We start from the raw sequence: 12,244 nt of genomic DNA, 5'->3' as shown, positions 1-12,244 counted from the left end.
CGAAATATCATATATATAATAAGAGACTAAGGAGTTGTGATGGTGTTGGCCGGGGCAATATTTATCCTGACGATCGTTTTGGTGATCTGGCAGCCGAAAGGTTTGGGCATAGGCTGGAGTGCCTGTTTCGGCGCGCTCTTGGCATTGCTGACCGGTGTGGTACATGTCGGAGATATTCCGCTGGTCTGGCAGATTGTCTGGAACGCCACCGCGACCTTTATCGCGGTGATCATTATCAGCCTGCTGCTGGACGAGTCCGGCTTCTTTGAATGGGCAGCGCTGCATGTTGCGCGCTGGGGCAAGGGCAAAGGGCGCTGGTTGTTCACCTATATTGTACTGCTGGGCGCCGCGGTGGCGGCGTTGTTTGCCAATGACGGGGCGGCGCTGATCCTGACGCCGATAGTGATTGCGATGCTGCTGGCGTTGGGGTTCAGTTCAGGGGCAACGCTGGCCTTCGTGATGGCGGCGGGATTTATCGCCGATACCGCCAGCCTGCCGCTGGTGGTGTCCAATTTGGTGAATATCGTCTCCGCTGATTTCTTTCAACTGGGTTTCACGCAGTATGCGGCGGTGATGGTGCCGGTGAACCTTGCCGCCATTGTCGCCACGCTGGTGATGTTGCACCTGTTCTTCCGCAAGGACATTCCGCGCAGCTATGACCTGAGGTTGCTGCGGCCACCGCGTGAGGCCATTCGCGATTTGCCGACGTTTAGAGCCGGTTGGGGTGTATTGGTGCTGCTGCTGGTGGGGTTTTTTGGGCTTGAGCCGCTGGGCGTGCCGGTTAGCCTGGTCGCCGCCGTTGGGGCGTTGATCCTGCTGCTGGTGGCGAAAAAGGGGCAGGCCATCGACACTGCTAAAGTGTTGCGGGGCGCCCCCTGGCAGATCGTGGTCTTCTCTCTCGGGATGTATCTGGTGGTCTACGGGCTGCGTAATGCAGGGCTGACCGATACCCTGGCCGGTGTGCTGGATTTTCTGTCCGAGCGCGGAATTTGGGCAGCTACGCTGGGCACCGGTTTCCTGACGGCATTTTTGTCCTCGGTGATGAACAACATGCCGACGGTGTTGGTGGGGGCCTTGTCGATTGACGGCAGCAATGCCGAAGGCGTAATTAAACAGGCAATGATTTATGCCAATGTCATAGGCAGCGATCTTGGGCCGAAAATTACGCCGATCGGTAGCCTGGCCACGCTGTTGTGGCTGCACGTATTGTCGAAGAAAAGCATCGTCATAAGCTGGGGATACTATTTCCGGGTCGGGGTAGTAATGACCCTGCCGGTGCTGTTGGTTGCGCTGACCGCCCTGGCCCTGCGCCTGTCGCTTTAGCCATAACTCAGAGAGAACGCCATGAGTAACATCAAGATTTACCACAACCCGGCTTGCGGCACATCGCGCAATACGTTGGCACTGATCCGCAACAGTGGTGTGGAACCGACGGTGATTTTGTATCTGGAGACACCGCCCGACCGCGAGCAATTGATCAGGCTGATCGCCGATATGGGAATATCTGCGCGAGCCTTACTGCGTAAAAACGTCGAGCCTTATGAATCGTTGGGGCTGGCAGATGCAGGCTGGAGTGACAAACAATTGATCGACTTTATGTTGCAACAACCGATATTGATTAATCGACCTATTGTGGTGACACCCTTGGGCACCCGTCTGTGTCGACCGTCGGAAGCCGTGCTGGATATCCTGCCGGATCCGCAGCAAGGCCCTTTCACCAAGGAAGACGGCGAGCCTGTGATCGATGCGCAAGGGCGGCGAATTTCGGTGAAATGAGCATTAAAGGCCCGCGATTGGATTGCGGGCCTGACTTTTTAGATGCTGCGTTGATTGACTCGTGCAGACAGTTCAGCCGCGCGCTCTTTTCTCTTGCTGTAACGGTCGACCAGATACCTGGCATTGCCTCGCGTCAGAAGGGTAAACTTCATCAGTTCTTCCATCACGTCAACGATTCGATCATCGTAGGCGGAAGGTTTCATGCGGCCATCTTCTTCAAACTCTTGCCACGTCTTGGCAATAGAAGAGGGGTTGGGGATAGTGAGCATTCGTATCCAGCGCCCTAAAATACGTATCTGATGCGGGCGTCGACAGCCGATGTTGCCGTTGGCAGAACTGCCCCCCAACCGACCGGGGCAGTCATTGCTCATCGGGGATTATTGTGGGGCGTCACGCTCAACCAAGGCTTCCAGCAGGGTTGCCGATGGCGTAAAGAACAGGCTGCCGGTGACCGCGCGGCTGAAATCCAACAGGCGATCATAATTGCCGGCTGGCCGACCAACAAACATGTTCTCCAGCATTTGCTCGATGGGCTGAGGGGAACGCGCGTAGCCGATGAAGTAAGTGCCGAACTCCCCCATGCCGGGTTTGCCGAACGGCATATTGTCACGCAATATTTTGACTTCATTGCCTTTTTCATCGGTCAGCGTCGTCAGGGAGCTGTGAGATGATGAGGGTTTGACGTCTTCATCCAGTTCAATATTGGATTGCTTGTGGCGACCAATAATGCGTTCTTGCGTTTCAACGCTCAGTGAATTCCAGCCTTTCATGTCATGCAGGTATTTTTGTACCAGCACGTAGCTGCCGCCTGAAAACTCAGCGTCTTCCTCGCCAATCACCGTATAGTCGAAGGCTTCGTGCCCTTCGGGGTTTTCTGTACCATCGACAAAACCAATCATTGCCCGCTGATCGAAGTAGCGGAAACCGTGCACTTCCTCTATTACCGTCACGGCATCGCCAAGCTTGTTCATCAACTGTGTGGCGAGTTCGAAGCACAAATCCATCTCGTCGGCGCGAATGTGCAGCAGGATATCGCCAGGGGTCGAAACGGCAACGCGGTCGCCGGTGCCTATCTCACGAAAAGGATGAAGCAGCGCCGGACGGGGCTGGCCGAACAGCCGATCCCAGGCCGTAGAGCCAAATCCGCAGACGCAGGACAGATTGCCCGCCGGAGATCTTTTGCCGACGGAACGGATTACGCCGCTGATATCCGCACACCAGCCACGCACCGCAGCAAGCTGAGCGGGGTTGGGCGACAAGGTGGCGACCAAAAATATGGCATGACGTGTAATGGGGCTGAAGACAGCCTGAGGTTGTTGATTTTGGGTAGTCATAGCATCCAGTGCCGAGGAAAGTCAGAGCTTAAAACTAATCTATTTTAGCGGTTACGCCAACTGATTAACCCCAGTTGGCGTGTGGAAAGCTCAACGCGGAGCGTGAATAAAAACATCTCTATCAGCGAAGATGCACTGGCATAGGGTATCGTCAGGATGACACAGGCATGAACTGGGTCGTCGCAGCACGTAAATTGAAGCTGGATGGCAGCAACCGGTATCGGTTGGTTAACGCTTGAATGTAAAGTAGTCAGTAATGCCGCACAGGAAACGTGGGGGAGAGCAAGGCGACAGCGATTTACTGACGCCTTTAATTAACAAATTTATGAACGAAAGCATGGTCGTTAAAACTAGGGAATTTAGCTCCCTTTCTGCGGCTTGCCTAAAGAGAATTTAATTATTAAGTATATAAGTCTTACTAAGACAATACCGCAGCTAATTGAAACCAACAGAACGGAAATGCCTCTCGGTGCGGGATACCATGTTGAAAAGCCTACCCCAGCCCCGCTTAGCAAGGATGAAGAAAGAAATATACCCAGAATAACTGATATTATTTTTATAACTTTATCATTCATGTAATCACCTAAAAACGGCGAGTATCCTGCCCGTAGTTATTTTCTTTAACGTTACCGTCTACCAAGAACATTTGCCACCGGAACTTGACCCGCATTTATTCCCGCCTTTGCCCATGCCTACGTTACCGCCACCCTTGTTGCCATCCTTGAAACAACCGCCGGTAACTGCGCCGCCAACCAATCCCATAGCGGCGCCAGGTAGCCCACCAAACGCACCTAAAGCTGTACCTGCCACCATGCCATTGATACAGTCTTCCGACGTATTTTTAGTATAGTAGTCACTTGAGCCGCTTTTGTTACCGCCATTGTTTTTTCCTTTATTCTTACGACTATTGTCCGCACGGTCTCCGCCATTATTACCACGGCCGCCGGCGATAGAGTCTAATAAAGAATGATCAATCGTTTTCATAACCAACTCCTTTTGAGTTTATGATTTTTTATTATACCTCACCTTGATGGTGGATTGATTATTAACCTAAGTCATTTTGCATATCAACAACTATTTTATCCGGAATGTATAAAATGGAATTAATTAATGATTACATTAATATGAAGTGTTAAATGAGGTGAGTAAATATAATCGATATTAATGTTTCTTATTATTATGGGGAGAGTTGTTTTTAAATCCGAGCGGCGACGCCGCCCGGCAGGGGATCAGGACATCAAATTGAAAGGGTCATCAATAGATTTCGCCGGCGCGGTAAACCAGCGCGCTCCGTCTTCGGTGACGTAGAAATGATCCTCAAGACGAATGCCGAACTCGCCTGGCAGGCATAGCATGGGTTCGATGCTGGCGCACATGCCCACGTCGAGCGGCTCCTGCTGCTTGCGGATCAGATACGGCGCTTCATGAATGTCCAGCCCGATACCGTGACCGGTACGGTGCGGCAGCCCCGGCAGCTGATAATCCGGCCCAAAACCATGAGAAACCAGCGCTTCGCGCGCGGCATCATCCACTTTATGGCAGGGCACGCCGGGCGCGATTACAGCAAATGCCGCAGCCTGCGCATCATGTTCAGCCTGCCAGGCAAAGCGTTGGCGCGGGTTGGCTTCGCCGTAGACATAAGTTCGGGTGATATCGGACAGGTAGCCCTTGTAGCGACAGCCGGTATCCAGCAGCACGACATCGTTATGTTGCAGCGGGTTGGGGGCTTTTACGCCATGAGGAAACGCGCTATCGGATCCGAACAGTGCAATGCAGAAGTAAGAACCGGTGGTGCCCATTTTGCGATGGGCCTGATCGACAAACTCGACCAGCTCTCTGGCGGTGATCCCTGGGCGCAATATGCTTGCCGCCGCCTGTTGGACCCGCAGGGTAATGTTATTCGCGGTTTGCATCAGCGCAATTTCGGCCGCCGATTTGCGGCTGCGGCAGTACCCGGTGATCGGCAGGGCGCTGACCAACTTTATTTCACCGGCATGCTGTTGCAGGCCGAGGAACAGCGTGACCGACGCGGTTTCGCAAATGGCCACTTTGAGTTGGCGGCCCGAACCTGTCAGCCCACGCGCGGCCAGTACGGTGAAGAACAACCGGTAGGGATCTTCTTCCTCATGCCAGCTAAATATCTCCCCCTCAATCACCTGCGCGTCCTTGAACGTGCCGATCTCAAACCAGGGCGCAATATAGGCGATTTCCCCCTCGGCCGGGATCACCGCGCCCACCATACGTTCGCTGGGCGACCAGGCGGTACCGGTAAAATAGAGCAGGTTGCTGCCGGCATTGAGATAGCAGGCGTCAATGCCGTTGTCGCGCATCAGGCGCTGCGCGTGCTGAATGCGTTGCCGGTATTCCACCGCGGCGATTTCAGGCGGGTTGTCCGTGAGCGGTTGCAGCTGTTCCAGGGCCTGTTGTGGCGTACTACCGCCAATGCCTGTAGCCATGTGTTCTCCTCGCGTGATGTTAATGTCAGGGCCAATGTCCCCGCGCGTCAAACCTTCATCATAAATAAAGCGCGGCAGGAATACTTGGCTCCAATAGGGAGTAAAAATGACGATTACGGCACAGTTTCTGTTTTCTGAGCCGCTATAGCGCCAGAGGGCCCTGAGAGTTTGGTTCAAAGGGCGTCATTCGCAGACTGAAAATTATTATTTTCACCATAATTAACACTTAACTCACTGTAATTAAATATGAATGCAATAACGCATCAATGTGATGCAAAAACGCTCTTGTAAATAATGATTAGCGTTGCTAATTCTTAATGCCCATGCATTAAAATTGTTTATGATAAATTTCGGGGACTTTTTAAGATGGCGAATTAATAATTATTAACCAAGATGATTTCAACGCGAACAATATTCTATGACCTGAATTCCATTCGGGAGGGATTAATGCCTGAGCGCGTTACCTTCGTTTTATTGTTGCGCATAAATAAATAGTTAAGTTATTTATTTCATTGAGTGTGCCCGATCAAATAAATGAGTGGGTATGTTCGATTGATATATTCATTCGTTCTTTTAGCGAATATCTATTGAGAGCACCTTATGGAAACAGAGGCCGTTGAGTCCAAGTTCAGTTTTGGTTCTTATACCCGATTATTGTCTGATCCCGGACATGCGACGCTTTCATTGTTTGGCCTGCTGGTCAGGTTCCCGGTGGCGATGCGGTCCATCAGTTGCATAATGTTGATTTCCGCCACTATGGACTCGTTATGGATTGCCGGAACCGTGGCGGGAACATTAATGATTACGCAGGCGATAGCCAGCCCGGTTTTAGGCCGATTTGCCGATAAATTCAGCCAGCGAAAGGTGCTTATTATTACCTGCTGCTGCCACGTCATTGCGATCCTTTCGTTAATTGGCTTGGTGCTGCTGAATATGCACTTATGGGCAATTATGGCGGCGGCCATTGCTACCGGTTGTTCGTCGGTGCCGGTGGATGGATTTATTCGTACTCGCTGGGCCTCCATGGTGACCGATGAAGCGCTACGAACCGCGTACGCGTTAGAAACCGTGCTTGATGAGATCATTTTCTTATTGGGGCCGTTAATCGCCATTGTTTTGGCCACGGCATGGCACCCCGCAGCGGGGCTGGCGTTATGCGCCGCGCTCACCTTCAGTGGTTCTCTGGCCCTGGTGTTACATCGGCGTTCTGAGCCGGTTATTGTGCACAAGAGCGCAGAAAGCGACCGTCGGGCAATCAGCATGGTCTGGGTACGGGCGTTAATGATCTCCTATGCGGCGGTAGGCCTGTTTCTTGGCTCAATCGACGTCATGATGATCGCCTACGCCAAAGAAGTAGGCAATCCAACCCTCGCCGGTGTGCTGTTATCCATTTGCGCCGCGGGCAGCCTGGTGGGTGGCACCTGCTACGGCGCCATGAACTGGTCCTTATCGCAACCCCGCCTGCTGCTGATCACCTCCGCCACCCTGTGTGCCGGCACGCTTCCGCTGATTTTCACCAGCGTTCCCGTTGTCATGGGCATTTCCGCTTTCGTCGCCGGGCTGTCGGTGGCGCCGTTATTGATCACCTGCAGCAACCTGCTGGAGTCCTTGACGCCGAAAGGGTGTTTATCCGAAGGCTTCTCCTGGTTGTCCAGCGCCGGCTGGCTGGGCTTTTCACTGGGCGTCTCGGTGGGTGGACAGCTTTCTGATCAAAGCGGAGCGGGTCAGGTGGCCTGGGTAGCCATGGCCGCCGGAACACTCGCTTTATTATCCAGCCTGTTTAGCCAGAAATTACTCAGCAATAAATAAAAACTACGCCCCAGAATATCGGGGCCTCACATTATTATTTTCGAAACAGGAAAACGGCAATCGTGAAACAGTTAACGACGGGGGTTCCCGTTCCGCGCATGACCTTTAAAGAGTTCGTCGCCTTTGGTGTTGAAGCTATTTTCCGAGCCGACGTTCCGGTCATTATTACCGATTTACCCATTGATACCAGCATAGGGGCGAGTGATCTGATCTCACAACGCTTGGGCGATGACAATGTCACCTTGTTCCGAGAGGCCAGTAATAAAGAAAATACCGAACGCTGGCAAACCATGAAAATTCAGCTGCGTGGTTTTTTGGAAAATAAAGAGTACCAAAGCGACAACAATACCTGGTATCGCGTGGTGTCCAATATTATGCACCGCCCTGAGGACGTCAATAATATCCTTGGCTTTGATGCTTTTTCCCTGTTGGCCTCACGTCGTGGGTTGAACGCCGCCAATTTATGGGTCAGCTACCACGGGGTATTTACCCAAAGCCATTTCGATGAGTTGGAAAACTTTAATATTTCTTTGCAGGGCAGAAAACGGTTCATTCTTTTTCCTCCGGGCCGCAGAGATTACTATCCGCGATCTATCCTGCAGGGTTTCGGCGATAAATCGCAGGCCTTTGATTTTGACAATATCGACCCGCAGCGTTTTCCCCGCTTGGCGGCAAAAATACCGCAGCGCCGCGACTTTATTTTAGAACCCGGCGAAATGCTGTATTTGCCACTGGGGTGGTGGCACCAGGCCGAATCTTTAGACGACCTGAATATCAACGTTAATTTTTGGCTGTGGGATCTGAAAATCCTGCGCCGCCCTTATGTTTTCTACTCCGCGCTCTACACGGCGGCTTACCGCAAGTTTAAAGGCATCTACAACTATCAACCAGAACCCACCAAGAGGAAGGCACTTGATGAGCAGCCGTAAGCAGATCATTCCCACGAACACATTCCGCAACAACGATAAGGCCATCGGCATAGGCAATCCTTTCTGGGATATGTCAGAGCAAAACGGCCTTGCGGGTATCGTTGCCGGGCTCGATAACGACCTGTTGTCCACCCAAAGTGGCCATCAGTTTGTCAATTTCAGCTGCTGCTCGTACCTGAACCTGGACTCCCACAGCAAGGTGGTCGAAGGTGCTATCGACGCGGTGCGCCGCTACGGCGTGTTGGATCACTGCATCGCCCGCAGTCGGGTCCAGCTCCCTGCCATGAAGGAGTTGGAAGCGTCGCTGGGTGAGCTGTTCCAGGCTGATGTACTCAGCGGCGTGTCAGCGAGCAGCGTCAGCGGCGGCTTGCTTCCTCTTATAGCTTCGGGCCATTTAGGCAACGGTGTGCGGCCTTTGATGATTTTCGATAAGCACGCCCACGTATCGCTGGCAGCTGCCAAACCCGCCTGTGCCGATGAAACCGAAGTCGTCACCTGCAATTATCATGATTTGAATTTCATTGAAGACTGCTGCAATCAATATCAACGGGTCTGTTACGTGGTCGACGGCAGCGATAGCCTGGGGGGCTATGCCCCGGTCAAAGCCCTGGCTGAACTGCAGGACAAATACGGCCTGATGGTATTTTACGACGATTCGCATTCGATCTCCGCTTATGGCGAACGCGGTATTGGCTATGTTCGTTCCCATAGTCCGGCGTTGGATGAAAACACCATTATGGTGGTCACGCTCAACAAAGCTTTCGGCACCAGCGGGGCGGCGATATTGCTCAACGGTTATTCGCAGCAGATGCTACGCCTGGTCGAACGCTTTGGCGGCGGGCTCAACTACTCGCAAAACCTGAATACGGCGGCCATCGGCGCCAGCCTTGCGTCGGCGGAAATTCACCGAACGGCCGAATTGCCCCGGTTACAAAAGAAACTGTACGACAACATCGCGCTGTTCGATTCCCTGATCCCGACGGAGCAAAGCGGCAATACCTATCCGATCCGCCTGGTGCCGATGAGCGATGACCGGGTGATCGAGGCGGGGCGCCAGGTGATCGAGGCTGGCTTCTATGTCTCGCCGGTGTTTTTCCCTATCGTCGCCAAAGGCACCGCCGGCCTGCGAGTCATGATGCGAGCCGGACAAACGCAAGAGCAGATCCGCGGCCTGTGCCAGGTGATCTCTGCTGTCAGGGGGCCGCAATGACGGATATCGCCCGGGCTGTGCCCCGCAGCATTCTGTACACGCCGGCCTTGTCACTAAACCGTGTGGTCAAGGCTCTGTCTTATGACGCTGATGTGCATTTGATGGATCTGGAGGACTCTGTTCCTGGCCCGGCCAAGGCAGAGGCCAGAAACATCTGCCGTACGGCTCTCGAAAATGCGCCGCTGTCCGCCAATATTGCTGTTCGGATCAACGCGTTGGGCACTCTTGATGCGGTGCATGATCTGGTGATGTTGTGCTCCGGCCAAACCACGCCTGGCTTTATCGTAATGTCGATGGTTCGAACCCCTGCCGAGGTGGTTTTCCTGCGCGAAACCTTTGCCTCTGCCGGAAGGTTCCCAGAAATTTACCTGACGATAGAGACCGTCGAGGCCATTACCGATCTGGACAATGTCGCGGCGGTGGCGGATGGGCTGATTTTTGGTTCTGCAGATTTGGCGGCCACGTTGGGGGTGCCGATCACCTGGTCCGGGATGCTGGCCGCTCGTCAGGCGATGGTGTTGGCGAGTGCCAGACACGGTATTGGCTGTATCGATACCGCCAATTATCGGCTTTCCGAACCCGACGTGTTGGCCAATGAAATTCAGTGCGTCAAAGATCTGGGTTTCCATGGCAAAGCCACCGTTCATCCCAGCGAGCTCGAACTGATCAACTCGACGTTACGGCCCTGCGAGAGCGCACTCTTGGCGGCAAGCCGCATTACCGATGCTGTGAAAGCGGCGCAGGGGGGAATTGCCTTGTTGGACGGGCACATGGTGGGGCCGCCTTTTGCCCGCATGGCACGTAATACCTTGCAATCCGGCAAGGCCTGGGCCGACCGTTTCGGCAGGAGCAACTCATGACGCTCTCCGTCGCTGTCATTGGAACCGGCGCCATCGGCATGGATCTGGTCAATAAGATCCAGCGTTCCCCGCTGCTGCATTGCGGGTTGCTGGCGGGGCGCAACAAGGACTCCGCCGGTCTTGAGGTCGCAGCCCGCTTGGGTTGCCCGACCAGCGCCGGTGGCATTGACGCTGTGTTGGCGTCGCCAACGCCTTTTGATGTGGTTTTCGACGCCACCAACGCGATGTCGCATGTCAGGCATTGGGCGCTGCTGCGTCCGCTGGGCACCTTACTGATCGACTTAACCCCCAGCCACCTGGGCAAAATGATCGTGCCTACGGTGACGGGAACCGATGCGCTGGCCGAGCGCAATGTCAGCCTGATCAGCTGCGGTGGACAGGCGTCGATACCCATTTTGCATGCCCTGAGCCGACATTTTCGCATCAACGATATCGAGGTGGTGGCGACCGTCGCCAGCAATATTCTGGGGCGGGCCACCCGGATCAACATCGACGAATATGTGGACACCACGCAGCGAGCGCTCAGCGCTTTTACCGGCGTAGCCAACACCAAGGCGATCCTTAATATCAGCCCGGCCGCGCCACCCGCCATGTTCAGGGTCACCATTTTCGCCGGTATTCCAGGGGTCACAAAGGAACAGATCACTCCGGTGCTTGCTGGGGCCGTTGAGGCGGTGCGGGGATTCTCGGCGGGCTATTCGCTTACGGCTCTTAACGTCAGCGAAGGACGCGTTTCGATCTCGCTGGAGGTGGTTGCCAGCAGCAAGGTGATGCCTGAATACGCCGGGAATCTGGATCTGATTAATTCTGCCGCCATCCTGGTTGCCGAACAGTATGCGAGCTATCGAAATAAAACGGAGGGGGCTAATGGCCATTCTGATTAACGACTCAACCCTGCGTGATGGTCAACACGCCGTGAAGCATCAGCTCACGGTGGCTCAGTTACGAGACTACGCGACGGCGGTAGATAAAACGGGGGTGGCGATTGTCGAGGTTGGCCATGGCAACGGGCTTGGCGCCTCCTCGTATCAGGTCGGGCGCGCGGCGTTGAGTGATGAAACCATGTTGAACACCGTGCGCGAGTGTTTGCAAAACAGCAAGATGGGCGTGTTTATGCTGCCCGGTTGGGGAACCATCGTCGATCTGTCGAAGGCGTTATCCTGCGGTGCGGATGTGGTGCGCATCGGTACCCATTGCACTGAGGCAACCTTGGCTGAACGTCATCTGGGATGGCTGCGAGATCACGGGGCAGAAGCGCATGCGGTACTGATGATGAGCCATATGGCCACTCCCCAACAGTTAGCCGATCAGGCTCAACTGCTGGTGGAGTACGGTGCGCAGGCCGTCGGCATCATGGATTCTGCCGGCAACCTGTTGCCGCAGGATGTGACCGAACGCATCACCGCGATGCGGTGGCAGGTGGATGTGCCGCTTATTTTCCACGCCCACAATAATTTGGGCATGGCGGTGGCCAACTCGGTTGCCGCCGCTCAGGCCGGCGCTAGCGTGATTGATGGCTGCGCCCGCGGATTCGGGGCTGGGGCAGGGAACACCCAACTTGAAGTTCTGGTACCGGTACTGGAACGTTTGGGGTTCAACACCGGCATCGACCTTTATCATTTTCTCGACGCCGCCGAGCTCGCCGCCCGGGAACTGATGGTCACTCCACCGATGATCGACTCCGTGGGCATTGTCAGTGGCCTGGCTGGCGTTTTTTCCGGCTTTAAAAATCCGGTGTTAAGCCATTCTGCTTCTGCGGGGGTCGATCCGCGTGACGTCTTCTTCGAATTGGGAAAACGTCAGGCCGTGGCCGGGCAAGAAGACCTTATCGTAGAAGTGGCCGCGCAGTTGAAGAGGATCGCCCTGTGAC

General features: G+C 54.2%; 11 protein-coding genes and 1 pseudogene. 8 read left to right on the top strand and 4 right to left on the bottom strand.

Annotated features, from left to right (window positions below):
- The first annotated feature begins 39 nt into the window (after positions 1–39).
- A complete protein-coding gene (locus NR114_RS11185) occupies positions 40–1,323 on the top strand; it encodes an arsenic transporter (protein ID WP_234530392.1) in 1,284 nt (427 codons plus the stop codon).
- A 21-nt stretch (positions 1,324–1,344) separates the two neighbouring features.
- The gene (arsC, locus tag NR114_RS11180; protein ID WP_234530390.1) at positions 1,345–1,776 is read left to right on the top strand and encodes a glutaredoxin-dependent arsenate reductase; all 432 of its coding nucleotides are present in this window, start codon (positions 1,345–1,347) and stop codon (positions 1,774–1,776) included.
- Between the two features lie 38 nt (positions 1,777–1,814).
- Here the strand turns inward: arsC and NR114_RS11175 are convergent.
- From NR114_RS11175 to NR114_RS11160, 4 genes and pseudogenes are all read right to left on the bottom strand, one after another.
- Positions 1,815–2,078 (bottom strand): annotated as a pseudogene (locus NR114_RS11175) (NADPH-dependent FMN reductase); the annotation flags it as partial.
- A gap of 75 nt (positions 2,079–2,153) precedes the next feature.
- Positions 2,154–3,110 carry a Dyp-type peroxidase gene (locus NR114_RS11170; protein ID WP_234530389.1) on the bottom strand — a complete coding sequence of 319 codons (957 nt, stop codon included), beginning with the start codon at positions 3,108–3,110 and terminating at the stop codon, positions 2,154–2,156.
- Positions 3,111–3,743: 633 nt separating this feature from the next.
- Positions 3,744–4,094, bottom strand: coding sequence for a hypothetical protein (locus NR114_RS11165; RefSeq protein WP_020827558.1), 351 nt, complete (start codon positions 4,092–4,094; stop codon positions 3,744–3,746).
- A gap of 245 nt (positions 4,095–4,339) precedes the next feature.
- Positions 4,340–5,566, bottom strand: a complete 1,227-nt coding sequence (locus NR114_RS11160) for a Xaa-Pro peptidase family protein (RefSeq protein ID WP_234530388.1) — start codon at positions 5,564–5,566, stop codon at positions 4,340–4,342.
- Positions 5,567–6,166: 600 nt separating this feature from the next.
- On the opposite strand from NR114_RS11160, the gene NR114_RS11155 reads away from it, so the two are divergent.
- From NR114_RS11155 to dmpG, 6 genes are all read left to right on the top strand, one after another.
- Complete coding sequence (locus NR114_RS11155; protein ID WP_041414717.1) at positions 6,167–7,375, top strand: MFS transporter; 1,209 nt, start codon at positions 6,167–6,169, stop codon at positions 7,373–7,375.
- Positions 7,376–7,437: 62 nt separating this feature from the next.
- Positions 7,438–8,304 carry a cupin-like domain-containing protein gene (locus NR114_RS11150; RefSeq protein ID WP_197022773.1) on the top strand — a complete coding sequence of 289 codons (867 nt, stop codon included), beginning with the start codon at positions 7,438–7,440 and terminating at the stop codon, positions 8,302–8,304.
- Positions 8,291–9,514, top strand: coding sequence for an aminotransferase class I/II-fold pyridoxal phosphate-dependent enzyme (locus tag NR114_RS11145; RefSeq protein ID WP_234530387.1), 1,224 nt, complete (start codon positions 8,291–8,293; stop codon positions 9,512–9,514). Before NR114_RS11150 ends, NR114_RS11145 begins: the two co-directional genes overlap by 14 nt.
- Positions 9,511–10,374: a CoA ester lyase gene (locus tag NR114_RS11140; RefSeq protein ID WP_234530386.1), complete on the top strand. Its 864-nt coding sequence runs from the start codon at positions 9,511–9,513 to the stop codon at positions 10,372–10,374. The genes NR114_RS11145 and NR114_RS11140 overlap by 4 nt, the downstream gene beginning before the upstream one ends.
- A complete protein-coding gene (locus NR114_RS11135) occupies positions 10,371–11,258 on the top strand; it encodes an acetaldehyde dehydrogenase (acetylating) (protein ID WP_256813543.1) in 888 nt (295 codons plus the stop codon). The genes NR114_RS11140 and NR114_RS11135 overlap by 4 nt, the downstream gene beginning before the upstream one ends.
- Positions 11,242–12,243, top strand: coding sequence for a 4-hydroxy-2-oxovalerate aldolase (gene dmpG / locus NR114_RS11130; protein ID WP_234530384.1), 1,002 nt, complete (start codon positions 11,242–11,244; stop codon positions 12,241–12,243). The genes NR114_RS11135 and dmpG overlap by 17 nt, the downstream gene beginning before the upstream one ends.
- Position 12,244 lies beyond the last annotated feature (1 nt).

It is taken from the genome of Serratia sp. Ser99 (assembly GCF_024519545.1).
GTDB classification, from domain to species: Bacteria; Pseudomonadota; Gammaproteobacteria; order Enterobacterales; family Enterobacteriaceae; genus Serratia; species Serratia liquefaciens.
This window is presented reverse-complemented; position numbering and strand designations above follow the sequence as displayed.